The organism is Sphingomonas sp. PvP018 (assembly GCF_017876865.1).
GTDB lineage: Bacteria > Pseudomonadota > Alphaproteobacteria > Sphingomonadales > Sphingomonadaceae > Sphingomonas > Sphingomonas aerolata.
In genome coordinates, this window is record NZ_JAGIOU010000001.1 from 1,111,315 (window position 1) to 1,128,131 (window position 16,817).

Below are 16,817 nucleotides of genomic sequence, written 5' to 3' on the forward strand. Positions count from 1 at the left end.
TGCAGGCGACGCCAAGTACCGCTTCTTATCGAACTTTTCGACGCCCACCTGTGTCCGGAAGCGAAAACCGCGAGACGCATCTTGTCCCCTGCGTCACCGGCTCTAAGCCATCACCATGAACATTAGGCAGATCAGGGTCTTTATCGCCTCGCCCGGCGGATTGGAAGACGAGAGGAAGGCGGCGTTTGAGGAGGTCGAGCGGATCGACCGGAGCATCGCCGTCCATCTGAGAGGCAACCTGCGGCCCTACGGGTGGGAGCGCTCCATGTCAGGTCTCGGACGCGCACAGGAGCTGATCAACCGCGAGATGGAGACTTGTGACCTCTTCATCGGGATCATGGGGCAGAAGTGGGGCACGCCACCCGGCCTTGACGACCGCTTCAGCTCAGGGTTCGAGGAAGAGTGGGAGCTCTCCCTCGAGCGCAGCATTCAGACCGGCAGTCCCGTCATGACCATGCTCTTCAAGGCGATCCCAGAGGACCAGCAGAGCGATCCGGGTGCGGAGGTCCAGAGGGTGCTGGAATTCAAGAGGCGGCTCCGCGACGGGAAGATGTTCTTCTACAAGGAGTTTGCTTCAACCAGCGAGTTCCTGGATCTTGTTCGGGAGTTCCTGTCGAGGCAAGTCATTGAAATGCTGCATCATGACGTGCGTCCGCCGGAGCAGATTCCAGCGACAGCGTCTTCTACCCAAAGCGTCGGCAGGTCAGCGAACGACACCGTGACACCAGGCGCAGCAGAATCGGCTGCCTTCCTGGAAGCGGTCTCACGGCAGGTTCTCACTAAACACGGGCCGGACGCCGCCCACGTCGCCCGTCTGCGGCTTGTCGCCGCCGCAGCCGGGGTGTCGGGCAACGATGCGCAAGTTGTAGGCGTGCACGACGCCAATCTCCTGCATGCGCATCGGTCGACATTCAACTTCACCTTCGCCGAGCGTCGAACGCTTCTGGGGGCGGGGCTTTCCAGCATACAGAGCGAGAACGTGCCGCTGTGGTCCTGGCTTGCCAGCGTCGGCGGAGGTCAAGCCGAAAGGCTTCAGTTTCTGACAGTCTACGGCGAGGAGGCGGAGCGGGTTGGGGCGATCGTGGCCATGCGCCTGATGCATCTTCCCGTTGTCATCAATGACACCTTCGGTGTGGAGCGGATAGAAGCGGGGTGGCTGGGTACGGAGACCGAGGCGGCGGTTAGGGTTGCGGCGTTGCGCTACCTCGCGGAAATTGGTTCGCGCGAACAACTAGACATGGTCCAGCGCGAAGCGAACCTTGCCGACAAGGACACGCTCCCGCTTGCGATCGAGGCAGCGCTGTCCATTCTACTGCGGACCGACGAGGTGCAGGCCGCCCGACATATCCTCGTCACACCATTTGAAACGCTTGACGCGCAGCTTCTGCGTCGAGTTCTGGCCCAGTTCGATCAGTTGGGGACCCAGGAGCTGCTCGCTGGCCTAGACCATCGCTCAGGAGCGGTCCGCGCTGTGGCGCTTGAGAAGCTGAGCGATCGTGGCGCGCTCGATCGAGGAGTGCTGGTCCGGGCGATGGAGGACGAAGACGCCTCCGTCCGCGTCTCGGCGCTCCGTGGTGTTGAGCGAAACGGGAAACTGTCTAATCTCGACGAGGCCTACGAAGTACTTAGCAAGCCAGCCGGGAAGCCACGCGGATTGTTCATGACGATCGGTGGCGTCGATTTCGCGGGAGTCCGCGCATTTGAGCGTTACCGCTGGAGCCGATTACAAGCTATGGCAGCCGATGAGCTGAAGGGCCTTCTCGATGTTCCGCTCCACCGAGATGCCGCCTACCGCGCACTGGCGGCCCGCCGCATTGAAGGGTTCGCCTCGAGCTTGCGAAGCGACCTCCTCGACGGCTTCGAAACATACTTCGCCCGGCACTGGCCGCATGGCATCAAGCCTACCCAGCAGAGCGGGTTGCTGTTCTCGTTGAGCTACGATCCCGAGAAAGCGAAAAAAAGGGATTTAATTTACGAGGCAACCGAGGTCGTTTTGACGCAGCGTGATGCCGCTGATCTCGATCTAGTACGTGAGCTAGTCGACCGAAAGTTGGTGGAACCGGGAAGCGCGCTAGTGTCTTATCTTAGCGTCTTGGGAGACAGTGGTGACATCTCGCGCCTTGCGAGCGTGAGCCCCTTCAATTGGCTGAGGTTTCAGGATTTTGAAGGGTCAGATGTGGAGAAGGAGGCCGCTCGCGCTATTCTACGGATTTATCATGGCAGCTTCGACGAGTTGATGGCGATAGATTTGCCCGTTGGAATGCGAGCTAAATTGATCGACGAAGTGCCGCCTTCTAAGTTTGCGAAACTGACGGACGATCAGATTCTCCAACTGCTGCAGTCCGCGGACAAGGTGCGCCGGGCTGCAGCTCGCAAGGTCGCAGGCTGCGTCGAACGAGATCGGATCGGGCGGATTGAAGCGGAATACCGCACGCGCGAGGACACCTACTTCTACCAAGTGATCCACTGGCTGGATCTCGGATTGGCATTAGATCCACCGAAAGTGAGACAGGTCTTGGCAACCAAGCCGTGAGGCGACGCGGCCGCTTCATACCGGGCAGAGGCGAGCCTCTGTGGTACGCAGGGCTTCCGAGCAGGAAATGCTTACAATGCGTCAGTCATACAATCCGCTCAATCCCGAGCTGCCTAGGGTTACATGAACCAGCGACTAGCTTTAGGTAGCGCTTAAGCCGCCGTGAATGGCTCCTAGGTCGTTTTTCCGATAGCCTCTCCTGAGTTGCGAACTACGGAACTGCGCTGAGGAGGTTTGTTGCGATGGTCCGCCCCACCCGCTCATCTCCAAAAAAGGTCCGGGTGACCCGGCTGCCACGCGGCAGCCCGGTCAATCAACGTGATCTACAAATCTCATTTCAACGCTCGTGCATACGAAGCTGACCCGTTCAGCGACATGTCGAGGCACAAGGTATTGAGATCCGCCATCCGCCGTCTCGATCGTGACGAAACGAGCAAACCGGCCCTCATCAACCCACTCCGCCACGTCGAACGCGCTAGAGGCCGCATCCGCCAGCGACAATCGCCGGCCGTCCACCTCATCGAACGATAGAACGGCGCTGAGATCTTCTACCTGCTCTATAAGGTAGGCCGGCGCACCAAACAGATGCGTAAAGCTCGCCTGCTCGATTGGTCCGTCGATGTAGTCTTCCATGTCGGTCAAGACCTGCTCTGTTGGAACACATGCACCTTCCGGCAGACAGGCACGCATGGCAGCCAGATTGTCGAATATCTTCATCAGCGTGTCCCGTACCTTGATACGGGCCAATAATATTTGTGCGACGGGCGGGGCTGATGCGGGCCCGCAAAGACGGTCAACGTAAAGGCGTATTGCAAACCGCCGCAGAAGCCGTGAAACCCTCCCTTGCCTCCATGAAAGTGGGGGTGGGGCGAAGTCAAAGTCGGATTGCGATCGCACGTAGGCGACTCTAAAGAGGGAAAAAGTATGCAGGAACGGGCACCAGCGCATCCCGCGTACGGGGCGAAAGGTAGCTCGTCCATGGACACGCGTTACGACGCAGCGTCGGGAACCGCGCGGGCCAGCCTGGCGATGCGTCCCCTACGCGACGATCACGGAGCGGCCGCTTGACCTTCCTGGGTTGGGTCGACCACGACAGCTCCCGCGAGGAGGCGATCCTGCGCGCGCTCGGCGCCGCGAAGGGGAGCGACGCGCGCGACGAACTTGGCCTTGGAACGATCCGGGACAGCTTCGCGGACCTATTTTTCCCCGGCATCTCAACGATCCAGCAGCGCGTCCGCTACTTCCTTTTCGTCCAGTGGTGCTGCGAGCTCGCCGCGTCGCAAGGCGACTCCGACAGGATCGTCGCACGCCTGCGGGCCAACGAGGAAACGCTCATCGGATCGCTGAAGCACCTCGGCGAGGGACACGGCGTCATCGGCATTCTCAGCCAAGACGACCTCGAGCGCATGCCGAGCGAGATATACTGGAATGGGCTGGCCGTCTTAGGCATGCGGCGGATACGCGGGGGTCGGCCGCGATGGGCGCGCCAAGTCGCCGCCTCCCGCTGGGCGGCAAAGGAAAGCAACCTGCTCGACGAGGGCCGGAAGCCGGCGGTCGACCTCGGCTTCGATGCCGAGAGGCCCGATCCGCCCAAGAACTTCCCACGGATCGAAGACCTCGACTTTGGCCTCACCCGGGAGGAGGGAGACTTCCTGCGATCTAGGCTTTCGGCGGCCTGCATCGACGATGATCGGCTCGGCCACCGCTACAATCTCTTTGGCACCTTCTCGCGCCACCGCCGCGCGACCCGGGCGGCATGGCTGTGGGACCACCCGCGGGTGGGAGCTCTGAAACCCGAGGTGCGCGACATGGTGAAGCTCGCCGCCGCCTTCGCCCGCATCATGCAAGGGGCCGCTATCCTCTACAACGTATGTGTGACGCGGCTGCTGCCGCCCACTCCGGATGCGACGAGGCTCGTGGCGCAGCACTCGCGGGGCTTCACGGAGTGGGCTGCGGCACTCAGCGCGGCCGACGTCGATCTCCTCGTACGCCGCCTGCCCGAAATCCCCCGCCTCGGGGCGCTGACCCGACACCGGGTCGACGAGCGCACGCTGGGCTTCGTGCGCCGCTGGACTGAACTCGCGGCTGGCGGCGCCGGCCTGCTGGATCACGCCGGGGCGCTCGCGCTCGTCAGCGAACGCGAAGTCTACCTCAAGGCCGGGGGCGGAACGTCGCGCATCCGGTCCGCCAAGCAGCGCGAGCGTTGGAACGGGAATTCTGGCAGCCAGATGATGGACTTCCGCTGGTTCCGGGCGCGCAGCTGCCTGAACGACCTAGCGGCCAAGCCCAGTGCTTGAGCCCCAGCGTCGTTCCTCGCTCTACGACATCCTGCGCGCGCCCGGCGGAATGGAGCTCGACTGCCTAGTCGCCACCACCTACTCGGCGTCGCTCGACACCGTACTCTCCCTGCCGGCGGCCATGCTCGTCGACGGCGCAGGCGGCCGCATGCGCAAGGCCGGCACCTTCAGCGCCGCCGACCTCGCTGCGCTGCGGCGCGTCGTCTCGCGCACCATGGTCTTCTGCCAGGGCGGCGCCATCCATCCCGCGGAGCTCGTCCCGCCCTCGATCATCGAGGCGGAAGGAATGGTCCACCAAGTTGCCGCTCCCAATGGCGGCAGCTTCCACCCCAAGGTCTGGATCATGCGCTTCCGCCGCGAGGACACGTCCCGGACCCTGCTTCGCGTCGCCGTTATGAGCCGCAACCTCACCGGCGACGGCTCGTGGGACGCGGGCGTGGTGCTCGAGGGCGGTGCCGCGCTTGCCAGGCGCGAGCGCAACGACCTCGGCGACCTGCTCAGGCTGCTGCCCGGCCTCTGCATTAACTCCCTCCCCCGCGATCGCACGTCCCTACTGAACGAACTCGCCGGCGAAGTGGAGAGCGTGCGCTGGAAGCTGCCACCCGAGGTCGGGCGCCCGGCGTTCCACCTGGTCGGCGGCGGCCCCGGCGCGGGCTGGTCGCAGCCAGCGAGCGAACGCCTCGCCATCATATCCCCGTTCCTGTCGGCCACGGCGATCGACAGGCTGACGGAGACGACGAAGCAGACGCCGCTCATCGTCTCGCGCAAAGACGCTATCGAGGCGTGCTGGCCATCGCTCGACGGCCGCTTCGCCCGGACGCTCGTTCTGTCGCCGCCCGACGGCACGGGTGACGGCGACGCCGCCGACGAGGCCGTCACCGCGGGCGGCCGCAGCCCCCAGCTGCACGCGAAGATTCTGATTTGGGAGGACCGCGGTCGCGTCCGCATGGCCATCGGCTCGATGAACGCGACGGCGGCGGCGGTGTTGGGCAAGAACGTCGAGTTCATGGTTAGCCTGGATTGCACGAAGGCGATGGGGGACGCGGGCGTAGAGGGGCTGCTCGAGCGAGGGCATCTCGGTTCCGTGCTTGAGGACTTCGCCCCCGAGCCCAACGCGGAACGCATCGCGCCTCGCTTCGACGACCGGCCCGCGCGCTCCTACCTGCTAAATGCAGGGCTGCATCTTCACTGCACGGCTGCGGCGGATGGCTGGCACGTCGACCTCGTGCCGGGCGCTCCCCATGCCGACATCGTCACCCTGTTGCCGGGGCTCCGCTTCCGGCCGGTCACTCTCGCATCGATCCGCGCCGGCGCGTGCGCAACGGAACTGGCGCGCGGGGAGCCCGCGCGGCTTCCCGGTACGCTCGACCTGTCGGAGATCACGGGTTTCGTGTTCTTTGAGGCGGACGGCCCGGACGGCCCCATCGCGTTCACTCTAAACCTCCAGGTGCGCGGCGTCGCAGAGGAGGAGCGGCGACACGCCGCGCTCCGATCGCTCTTGCCCGATGACCGCAGCCTCACCTTGTTCCTGCGCGTCCTACTCGGCGACTTCGACGCGCTCGATACGGTGAACGGCCCGCCCGGCGACGGCGCCGGTCCCGCCCAATCGGGTGCGGCGGGTCGCTCCGGCATCCTTGAATTGCTCGTCCGGTGCGCCGCCGACGAGCCCGCCCGGCTGCGTTCGGTCGAGCAGACCCTCTCCGCCTTTAGCGAGGCCGAGCTCCATATGGTAACGTCAACTGAGTTCCGTGCGCTATGGGCAGCGATCCTGCAAGCGGCCGCGACAAAGTGACCGAAAACCGCAGCGAGCCCACCCGCTTTCAGAAGCGGACGATCGACTACGTCATCCGGCGCTTTTGGGACGATGCCGAACCCGCGCGCCGCTTCCTCGTTGCCGACGAGGTCGGCTTGGGCAAGACCGTCGTCGCGCGGGAGGTGCTGGCCGAGGCGCTGCGCCGGCGGCCCGGCGAGAGCGTCGACATCGTCTACCTCTGCTCGAGCCAGCCGGTAGCAAGCCAGAATTTGAAGCGGCTAAAGGTTCGCGGGCACGGAGGCACCCGCAAGGCGACGCGTCTCACCATGCTGGCGCTCGAGCCGGCCACTCCCGGCGGCGTCCGGTATTTCGCGCTGACGCCCGACACCTCGTTCAAGGTCTCGGGGAAGTCGGGCACGGTGCGCGAGCGCGCGCTGATCCACGCCTGCCTCCGCAGGACCCTGCGCGGCGATCGCTTCGACGCCGTCATCCGACAAGTCTCGGAATGGAGCTGGGAGCGCGAGACGGCGAGAATGGCAGCCATGACGCTCGACCCGCGCGTCGTCGACGCGTTCCGCGAGGCGGTCCGCGCCGACGCCGACCTGCTGGAGGACGTCCGGCGGGTCGGACGGGACATACTGGAGGCCCCCAAAGACGAACGGCTCGAACGCGGTCTAAAGAGGCGGCGCGACGAGGTCGTCGGGCGGCTGCGTCGGCACCTGGCCATCCACAGCGCCCAAGCGATGGCCAGCAACGGCCTCGTCATAGTCGACGAGTTCCAGCGGTTCGCAACGCTGTTCGACACGCGCAGGATCGATACCGACATCGCGGTCAGGCTGGTGGACAGCCTACTCAGCCGTTCGGTGCCGGACCGGCGGGTGCTGTTGCTGTCCGCCACCCCCTACAGGATACCCGGCGCCGAGACCGTCCCCGGCCAGACGCCGTACGCCGACTTCGTCACCCTCGTGCGCTTCCTGGCGGACGAGCCGACCGCAGTGGACCTCGCGGAGGCGCTCGACCGCTACGCGCAGGCTCTGCGGTCCAATCCTCCAGAGGTGGAGGCGATCGTTGCCGCGCGCAACGACGCGCGCGCGATCCTCCGACCCATCATGTGCCGGACCGAGCGCACCGGCGCCGCGTCGAACCCCAACGCCATGGTCCGCGAGGAGACGCGAGCTCTCGATCCTGGAGATGGCGATCTCGCGGGCGCGGTGTCCGCGCGACGCATCGCGCGCCGGCTGAAGGTGCGCGATCCGGTAGAGTATTGGAAGTCTGCGCCCTTCCTCCTCGACTTCATGCGCGACTACCAGTTCCGCACTTCAGTGAACGACGCCCCCGAGGGAGACCGCCCGTTCGTCGGCAGGCAGGCGCGGCATGGCCGGCTGGTGCTGGACAAGCCGGCGCTCAGGCGCCTCGATCCCCTCGCCGTCCCGTCCGCGCGCCTGCGCGACCTCGTGGACGACGCGATGCCGGCCGGGTCCGAGCGCCTGCTTTGGACGCCGCCGTCGCTCCCATACGTAAAGCCAGGCGGCGAGTACGCGCGGACGCCGAACGACCTCAAGCGCCTCGTCTTCACGGAATGGCGGCTCGCTCCCGACGCCATCGCGGCGCTGACCTCCTACGTCGTCGAGCAGAGGCTGGACGCCGGTCTGCGCGCCTCCCACGCCAAGCGCACACGCCGCTCCGACGGCGGACAGGGCCTGCGCCACAAGCGCTTCGGCGACCTCGGGAACATGCTCCGGCTGGGACGCGCCAACCAGGGGGCGGACGAGCCGACCCTCGCCATGCTGCCGCTCCTGCTGCTGCTCTCGGGCCAGCGCATGGCGGACTGGGGCGACCCCCTGCCCCACGCGATCGAGGCGGGCGGACCGGCGGATCCGGCGACGGTACTGCGCGCCGCCGCGGCGCACGTCCGATCTGCGTTGAGGCGGCTTCCGCCGAGCACCTCCACCGGAAGGGTCGACGAGCGGTGGTACTGGGCCGCGCCGCTGCTCATCGAAGGGGCGCCGTCCCTCCATCGGTGGCTGGCGGACGACGACCCGTTCCTCGCATCCAGCGAGACGACGCCGCCCGACCTCGAGCGCGTGCGCGCCGCGATATCGGCGGTGGTCGAGGATCCCGGCTCGCTCGGCCGGCGGCCGCGGGACCTTGCCCAAGTCGTCGCCAAGACCGCCGTCGCCGCGCCCGGGGCGTGCGCGTACCGTGCGCTCAGACGCACCGCGTCGGGTCCGGTAACAGAGGCGCAGCTGCGACGTTCGGCCTTCCACGTCGCGCGGGGCTTCCAGAGCCTGTTCAACCAGAGCGAGGCGGCCGCCGCGGTCCAGCTCGAGCAGCCCGGGCGCAAGCGCGTGTTCTGGGACCAGGTCCTCGACTACAGCCTCTCGGGCAACCTCCAGGCGGTCCTCGACGAGCACCTGCACTTCGAAGCCGACGGGCTGGCCATGTTCGACGGTACCAACGCCGAGAAGCTGCAGATGGCGGCAAAGGCGGTGCACACGGCGCTGACGCTCCGTCGGGCCTCGATCGACGTGCACGGCCTCGGACGCCGCCGCGCCGCCGGGTCGGAGGACCGCGACCTAGTGCGCCTTCGGTGCCGACACGGCGCCAGGTTCGCGGAGGTCAAGGAGCCCAATGGGGAGGTCAGCCGCCTCGATGTCGTGCGGGGCGCGTTCAACTCGCCGTTCCGCCCCTTCGTACTCGCGTCGACCGCCGTCGGCCAGGAAGGGCTCGACTTCCATCCGTGGTGCCACGCGGTCGTCCACTGGAACCTTCCGAGGTCGCCGGTCGAACTGGAGCAGCGTGAGGGCCGCGTCCACCGCTACAAAGGCCACGCGGTGCGCCTCAACGTCGCATCCGCGATCGGCCTCAGCGGCCTTACGACGAACGCTGCCGCGGGCGACCCATGGCAGGCACTGTTCGACGCGGCCGCCCTACAGGACAAGGAGAACGAGCTGTCCCCATGCTGGCTCTTCGAGCCGACCCCGGAAGCTGTGCGCATCCGGCGGATCGTGCCGTTTCTCCGCTACAGCCGCGAGGAGGAGGCCTGGCCCAGGCTGCGCGCGAGGCTAGCGACCTACCGCCTTGCGTTGGGCCTGCCGAGGGCGGACGACCTCCTCGAGGCGCTCGAACGCAACGGTGTCACCGCGGAGCAGTCGGCCGAGTGGAAGATAGATCTCCATCCGCCGCCCGCGCGCGTTAGGAACGCCTGAAGTCGCGTTTCGCTGGAGCCCCGGCGTCGACAGCGACGCTATGACCAGCGGACCGCGCACCGGCCGCCGCGCTTCACCGCCGATGTGGAAAGCCGAAAACCGGCGGACGTGGCGCCCGCATCTAAGTAGCAACGCCGACCGCTTCTTCTAGTCAGCCCTGATAACCACAGTATCGTGCTAATCGGCAATGACCCGGCAAGGAGCGCATCGTTCGACAAGCGCCTTGCGGCGGACATACCTCTCAGAAAGCCTGTCGATCAGGCGCCGAGCTTTTAGACTATCGTCACAAGGAATAGTGTCACCGATCGCTTGATGCGATCGGTGACACTTAAGTCATGCGGTGCCAACTGGGCTCACCGAGCGTGTCATTGCGAAGTGTTCGCCTTGAGCCGCACCGCAATGAACGCGGCAACGTCGGTTGCGGAGTAGCGCACCGTGCTTCGGCTCAGCTTCGCGTAGCGTGGCCCCTCGCCGATTATGCGCCAACGCTCCAGTGTCCGCTCCGTGAGCCCGAGCATCTCGCCGACCTCCTGCGGCGTCAGGAGGCGGGGCATGTCACCTGCGGCTTGGTCCATCGCCGCTACCATTGGGTCTATGACGAGGGGCCCGGGAGCGGCGGCCGGTGCGGCGCAAGAGGGCGCCGGGGAAGCTGACGACAACCTGCGAGAGGCCAGCGTGAACTTTTGACTGCGGTTCATGGGAGTATCTCCAAAAAAGAACGGCCCCGGGATCATCTCCGTGGGGCCGCAAGGTGGTCGATAATGACTGCCGATTAACAGTCGGCAGGAAGGGCGAGATTGGCCGCTTCCATGAGCCGCGCCGGGGCGAGGTGAGAATACCGGGCGGTCATCGCAGTAGAGGCGTGGCCAAGCAGTTGCCCCACCTCGTAAAGGCTACGCCCCTGCCCTACCAATCTGGATGCATAGGTGTGACGCAGCTGGTGGAGCACAAAGCCGGGATCGATGCCTGCCCGCTCTTTCACCCGCACCCACACTTTCTTGAGATCGCTGATCGGCTTGGCCGGATCAGAGCCGGGGAAGACCCAAGGGCTGTCGCAGCGAGGCACCCGGCGGAGGATGCGGATCGCCGCGTCCGACAGCGGAATGTATCGCGTGCGACCGCTCTTGGACGAAGCGGCTGGCACCGTGAGAATGTGCCGATCAAGGTCGATCCGTTCCCACCTTGCACCGAGAACTTCTCCCCGGCGAGCTCCAGTCGCCGCCAGCAGCGCGATGGCGCACGCCGCTGTCTGACTAGGCTCGACGTCGAGCGCTTGGAACATCGCAACTAGTTCGGCATCGGTAAGGAACTGCTCGCGTCCGTGCTCGCGTTGCATTTGGGCTCGCTGAGCGGGATTGCGCCCCTCGTACACCTCCCAATGTAGAGCAATGTTAAACACGCGTTTGATAAACGCGGTGTATCGATTTCGCGTGGCGCCAGAGAGACCTTCGCGAGCGAGCCGCTCCTGAAACTCCGCAACGTCGCCGGAGCGTATCTGGTCAAGATAACGGTGCCCCCATGCCGCCTTCAGCCGCAAACGAAAGAAACTTTCCTGATCACGGTAGGAACGCAGCTTTCCTTTCACGTACGGCAGATAACGCTCCTCAACGAACTCTCCGAAGGTCGGCACTGCTCGCAATCTGTCGCGGTCGGCGGCGGGATCACCACCGAGCGCCGCCGCCGCCTTGATCTCCTGAGCCCTTTTTCGAGCTTGATCGAGCGTCACGTCTCCGTGACGGCCAATCCGCACTTCCCGCTGGCGACCGCGGGGGTCGTTGTAACGGCAATAGTAGGTGACCTTCCCGGAGGCTCTCACCTCCATAAGAAAGCCGATAAGCTTGTCGTCGCACAGGCGCAGCTTCGCTTTGCCCTCCGGCACAGCCGGCGGATTCGACGCCAAGCCGCGGGTTAACGCGGGCATGGCAATATTCTCCGATGTTAGGTGGGGCCGCTCGGCGATCAGCGCGGGGCGACAATGGACTGTTGCGGGCCGCCGGCGTCCTTTGCGGCTGAGGGCGTCAGAACATTGGGTGCGCGTGGATCAACCAGCGACCGTTATGTCCCGGCAGGTGTGCGCCGAGCTCCTCATCGAAGCTCGGCGATGCGATCAGTTCAAGATCGAGGCCAAGGAGGCAAGCTGTCGATGCAGGTAGACCTCGTACAACGTGATCAAAGCGCCAGACCGGCATAAGAAAAGCGGGTGCCGGGCTGGCCGCAACGTTCCTTGTATCCCGACTGCCGTCGAATGGCAGGCTTCCGATAAGGGAGCGGAGCTCAACAGCAAAGTCTTGGACCGTGCCACCCCCTATATCCTGAATGCTGAAGCTGGCGACGTGCCCGAGGTTGCGCAGATTGAGCAACGTGCAATTGATATGCTTCCTTTCCCTCCGGGTGATCGCCAACCGCCACGCCTGTACCTCCGCGCTGTGAGCGAAGGCGATCGCAATGATGCTCTCGGCGCGCACCGCCGTCATGGCTTCCTCCAGTGAACCTGCCGGGCGCCCGGCAGTACTATCACCAAGCGGAACAGCGTCACTTCTACGGCTGAGACCTTTGGGTGGCCGCCGGGCGTCCGTTGATATGCGAAACGCCGCAGGAATGCGGCAACCAGTGAGAGCGCCGGTCCTGCAAAACGTGCGCGGCTCAGCATGTCCGCTCGCCGACTGCGAGTGATGGATGATATGCCTGCTGAAACAGTACGCGAATGGTCGAGAACCAGCAGCCTGGCGTGGTCGTTCTCTTAAGCATCGCGGCTCTCGCCTGGCTTAAGCTTGCCGCTGCATAGGCTGGGGAGCTTCAGTTCGCCTTCGGGAAGAAGGAGCCACCATCCATCACTGGCGTGCGCGACAGCCACGCCCTCTCGGCAGCGATATGCCGATAGCTCCTCTTCCTCCGGACAGGTCGCAATGGCGTCGAGCACATCCTCGGAGGTTTGAATGCACGCTCCATGCTGCTGCAGGTAGCGAACGAGGCGAATCACTTCCTCCTGTCTCTCCGTGATTGGGACGGGAAACCCGCCGGTTCGATGACGGAGTTCGTCGAAGGTATGTCCAGTATGTATCGGCATGCACAATCTCCTGCTGCTGGCAGGATTGCCAGCGAAAGAATGACATGAGTTCGATCGGCGATGCTGTGACGGGGAGAGGACGACTGATCGTCCGCGATCAAGCGCAGTATGATGAGCCGATACCGACCTCCCAAAAAATTTCCCGCTAAATGCACGAGGCGGGAAGGCCACTCTCGCCCTCCAGGATGCGCTTGACGATCGGGGGCTTACCGCTGCCAAGGTCGCTCGTGGGGCGGCCGCCCTGGCGCCTGAGAACAGGCTTTATGGCGTCAGTATAGAGACCCACTAGCGGGACTAATTTCATATATCCCCAATATCGGCATCTCCCGCATGACATTTTATTTTTCCAGTTGACAGTAAAAGTCAGCTTCAATAGTGCCCGGCACGCCAACGAGCGACGCGCAAACTGCGCATTGTTTGCTGGATCTTTGACATTGCTGGATTACGATATGACTACCACACGAGTGGTGCTTTGCAGCTGCGTATTACGCTTACCGCAAAGCGCCGCGGTGTCGGTCGTACTTCACGGTGTCTAGCTGTGGAGGACGAATGAACGACATCGACGATTATGACGGCGAGGGCGAACGGACGCCGTTGCAAGAGGCCATGGACGCGATCAACGCGCTCTGTGACGCCTTCGACATACCTGCTTTGACACACATCATAGGCAAATCACTGCACCGGCTTGAAATGGCCGAGGCTGAGATCCTCTGTGACTTCGTAAAGGCTAAAACAGGGATGAGCACTACAGCGGCCCGCGCTCTTCTGCGAGGTGCCAAATGCTACCGTGAAGGACACGGTACACTCCAGACCCCCAGGCAGGTAGCGAATGCCTACCTCAGTCTCCTCGATAGCGACTACGGACAAGTCGTCTTCACCGGTTCAAGCTTGTACGTCTACGAAGACGTCATGGTGCCGCCGGATGACGAAATCGAAGGAAGCGCGGATGAGGGCTTCTTCGAGCGTGTCCCGTTCGACGCTCTCGAAAAGGACTTGGTGGAAACCTTCGACGACCTGCCCTTGCTTCGCAGCTCGGCGGGCCGAAAGGAGGTCCTTTCCCAGTTGCGCCTGATGCGTGGCCAAGACGACTTTTTTGTCGATGCCCGTGCCGGCGTGAACCTCAAAAACGGCTTTCTCCATCTCGATGGGGACGGCCAGCTCCACCTCCTTCAGCACGCGCCCGAGCATAAGGCACGTTTGCGGCTTGAGGCGGCCTACGACAGCGCGGCCAATTTCAACTGGCTCGAAACTGCCTTCGCACGCACACTGCCCGATCCCGCGGCACGTTTGGCGTTGCAAGAGGTGGCAGGCTCTATCCTCTTCGGGATCAAGCCCGCCCGCGACAATGTCCGAGGCATGTTCCTTCTTTGGGGCGCCTCAGGCTCAGGCAAGTCCACCATCATCGAAATGCTGGTTAGACTGCTGCCACCGGAGGTCGTCGGTTCGGTGCCACCCGAGCACTGGAACGACCCGATCTTCCGCGCTTCGCTTGAGAACCTGCTCCTCAACGTCGTCACTGAATTGGGTGGCACGGTGAGGATCCGAGGTGACCAGATGAAGAAAATTGTGTCAGGCGAGCCCACGACTGGCCGCCGGATGCGAAACGATCCGTTCAGCTTCACGCCGGTCGCAAAACACCTGCTGGCGACCAATGAGCTGCCCAGGATCCTCGACAAAACCGATGCGTTCGCGCGTCGCATCCTCGTCCTGCATTTCCCCGAAACACTCGTTGGGGATCAGGTCGACACCGGCTTCATCGACAAGGTCGATGCAGACCCGAACGCCCTGATCGCGTTCGCCGCCGCGGGCGCCGCCCGTCTCATGAGGCAAGGCGCCTTCACGACGCCTGCCAGCCACCATCTCGCAATCGCTGAGATGCAGTATGGAAACGACCCCGCTGAGCTCTTCGCGCATACGCAGGTTGAGCGTTCGCCAGGTTGTCGCATCACGACCATTGAGTTGCGAAGTGCGCTCAAGACCTTCTACGATGAGCGCGGTTTCGAACAGAACTCGATCAACGACCAGACGATCGCCAAGGTCGTCGGCGTACTTCAGAGCAAATGTGGCGCAACGCGCCACAAGTTGAACGGACAACCATTCTACAAGGGCGTAGCCCTGACCCGCGCCGATCGCCCCCGCGACGACGGCGCCTTACAGGTCGACCTGAACGACCTGTGACACCGCGGGGCGGCACGCGCCGCCCCACCCCTCCCGCGAACATAACGAGACTTCTTTTATCTCGCGAGCGCGTCGGGGCACGCGACACAGCGCCCCTTCCCCCCTCGACCTGATCACGCGGAAGCCTCTGGCATTCCGCTTATGAAAGATGACAGATGCAGACGAACACGAACAGCTCGGGCGCGTGGATCGACGCGTGGAAGTACGGCTGGACGGGACGCCGGGAAGGCTTCTTCAATGAGGAGGACAGGAACGTCGCGATGGCAATCCAGCACATTGGACGGATCACGACACCAGCATCGAGAGATCACGACGGCTACGAACAGATGACGATTGACCTGGAGACGGATGGGGACCACCCGGCCGGCAGCCTCCGAATAGAAGTGCACGCCCGGCGCGACGGCAACGACCTGATTTTCGGAAACCGGTGCTCGGTCAGCGGCAACGGCATGAGCACGATGAGGGGTTTCCTGGGGTCGTACGACTGCGGGGAACTGGGCTACGATGGTCGCGACAACGTCCTTGGTCGTCAACATCGCGTGCTGTCCCCGCTAGAAGCCCAGCTACCAATCATCCTTGAAGCGGTTGAGCACGCAATGGATGCCCTAGACTCCGCCTTTCCCGGTTGGCAGCCCGGCGAACTTTGGCTGAAGGGCGCAGAAGCCTGCCGCGATCTCGATAGCAAAGATGCGATCGGGGACGTTCGTGTAGTGCAGCATGCCGCGCTTTGCGGCGCGACGGATAGGAGGCTCGATCTTTACCGTCGCATCGCACATGCGGAAGTAACGCGGGTGCCGACTATCCGGTATTTGGAGCTTGCGCGCGGCCCCGAAGACAAGGTGTATGCGAAGCGTAACGACACAGTGAGGCTCGAAGTCTCGTGCCGTGGTCGCCACACCATCGCGTCGTTGGTTGGCAGGGACCGCTCTAGTTTTTGTCTAGAGGGAGCTAAAATGTTACTGCTGAACTTCCTCCACAATGCTGGAGCGCGATTGGATAGGCTCGAACAGCATGTGAGAGCTGCGATTGCGGGAGAGGAGACGATTACTTCTTTGCTTATACACCTCAAGCCACTGATCGATCGCGCTGCGGGAACTGTCCGCTCGAAAGGACCGCCTTCGGAAACAGCTGAGCAGATGGCCAAACAGGCGCTCGAGGCTCTCCTGTCCGTAGGAATGTTCGACGCGGGTGGGCTGCACGCCCGACACGCCATCCGTCGCGAGCTCGAAGCGTTGACCGACGTAGCAGGTCCCCTGGAGCGACACTCATCCCGCGCCAGATACTATCTTAAGGCTAGGTTCGCTCGCGCATGCGGCGCCCTTCGCTTATCGGAGTAATAGGAGAATACTACCGTACGGCTGCGAAGACCCTGTAGGAGAAGCCCGGCCGCAAAAATCGGTCGGGCTTTTTCCGTGTGACGTTTTAGGTTGATCGACCTTGGCGAGTCGATCGTTCCCTGTCGTGGTTGCAGGCAAACGCGTTGGCGATTCCTCTCTTTCCTCCCTGTCTGGCGCGCGCCCCCCTTTTCCCCTCCCCAGCCCCTGCGGTCGGTTGCGGCCGGAACGTCCGCCCGAGGGCGAATGACGCCCGCCCGTTGTCTACGGTCCGTGTAGAAGAGGTTGAAAGCGTTGTGAAACGGGTAAAAAGGGGCCATTCAGCGAGAACGAAGCAGGACCTCTTAATCAGCGGGTCCTTGGTTCGAGCCCAAGTGCGTCCACCATTCTCCACCGCAGAAAACAAACGTTTTTCACTGCGGCGGAGTCATGTCTGTTCGACATGG

11 protein-coding genes are annotated in these 16,817 nt (G+C 63.8%); 6 read left to right on the plus strand and 5 right to left on the minus strand.

The features are described 5' to 3' along the window. Positions 1-115: 115 nt before the first annotated feature. Positions 116-2,533: a DUF4062 domain-containing protein gene (locus J3A66_RS04640; protein WP_209567476.1), complete on the plus strand. Its 2,418-nt coding sequence runs from the start codon at positions 116-118 to the stop codon at positions 2,531-2,533. 309 nt (positions 2,534-2,842) lie between these two features. Here J3A66_RS04640 and J3A66_RS04645 read toward each other — a convergent pair whose 3' ends face one another. Next, entirely contained in the window at positions 2,843-3,250 is a 408-nt protein-coding gene (locus J3A66_RS04645; protein ID WP_209567478.1) for a hypothetical protein, read from the minus strand. Positions 3,251-3,597: 347 nt separating this feature from the next. Here J3A66_RS04645 and J3A66_RS04650 point away from each other — a divergent pair, with 347 nt between their 5' ends. The 3 genes from J3A66_RS04650 to J3A66_RS04660 are packed head-to-tail and all read left to right on the plus strand — an operon-like array spanning position 3,598 to position 9,792. Beyond that, a complete protein-coding gene (locus J3A66_RS04650) occupies positions 3,598-4,830 on the plus strand; it encodes a DUF6361 family protein (protein ID WP_209567479.1) in 1,233 nt (410 codons plus the stop codon). Beyond that, positions 4,823-6,622 carry a phospholipase D family protein gene (locus J3A66_RS04655; protein WP_209567480.1) on the plus strand — a complete coding sequence of 600 codons (1,800 nt, stop codon included), beginning with the start codon at positions 4,823-4,825 and terminating at the stop codon, positions 6,620-6,622. The genes J3A66_RS04650 and J3A66_RS04655 overlap by 8 nt, the downstream gene beginning before the upstream one ends. After that, positions 6,586-9,792: a helicase-related protein gene (locus tag J3A66_RS04660; RefSeq protein WP_209567482.1), complete on the plus strand. Its 3,207-nt coding sequence runs from the start codon at positions 6,586-6,588 to the stop codon at positions 9,790-9,792. Before J3A66_RS04655 ends, J3A66_RS04660 begins: the two co-directional genes overlap by 37 nt. 365 nt (positions 9,793-10,157) lie before the next feature. Here J3A66_RS04660 and J3A66_RS04665 read toward each other — a convergent pair whose 3' ends face one another. From J3A66_RS04665 to J3A66_RS04680, 4 genes are all read right to left on the minus strand, one after another. Continuing rightward, on the minus strand, positions 10,158-10,367 hold the full coding sequence (locus tag J3A66_RS04665; protein WP_209567484.1) for a helix-turn-helix domain-containing protein: 210 nt from the start codon (positions 10,365-10,367) through the stop codon (positions 10,158-10,160). A gap of 197 nt (positions 10,368-10,564) precedes the next feature. Beyond that, a complete protein-coding gene (locus J3A66_RS04670) occupies positions 10,565-11,713 on the minus strand; it encodes a site-specific integrase (protein WP_209567486.1) in 1,149 nt (382 codons plus the stop codon). A gap of 97 nt (positions 11,714-11,810) precedes the next feature. Further along, on the minus strand, positions 11,811-12,266 hold the full coding sequence (locus tag J3A66_RS04675; protein WP_209567488.1) for a hypothetical protein: 456 nt from the start codon (positions 12,264-12,266) through the stop codon (positions 11,811-11,813). 266 nt (positions 12,267-12,532) lie between these two features. Continuing rightward, positions 12,533-12,859, minus strand: coding sequence for a hypothetical protein (locus tag J3A66_RS04680; protein WP_209567490.1), 327 nt, complete (start codon positions 12,857-12,859; stop codon positions 12,533-12,535). A gap of 549 nt (positions 12,860-13,408) precedes the next feature. On the opposite strand from J3A66_RS04680, the gene J3A66_RS04685 reads away from it, so the two are divergent. Then, positions 13,409-15,037 (plus strand): DUF5906 domain-containing protein, encoded by a 1,629-nt coding sequence (locus tag J3A66_RS04685; protein WP_209567492.1) that lies wholly within the window; start codon positions 13,409-13,411, stop codon positions 15,035-15,037. 155 nt (positions 15,038-15,192) lie between these two features. Then, positions 15,193-16,374 carry a hypothetical protein gene (locus tag J3A66_RS04690; protein WP_209567494.1) on the plus strand — a complete coding sequence of 394 codons (1,182 nt, stop codon included), beginning with the start codon at positions 15,193-15,195 and terminating at the stop codon, positions 16,372-16,374. Positions 16,375-16,817: the final 443 nt, after the last annotated feature.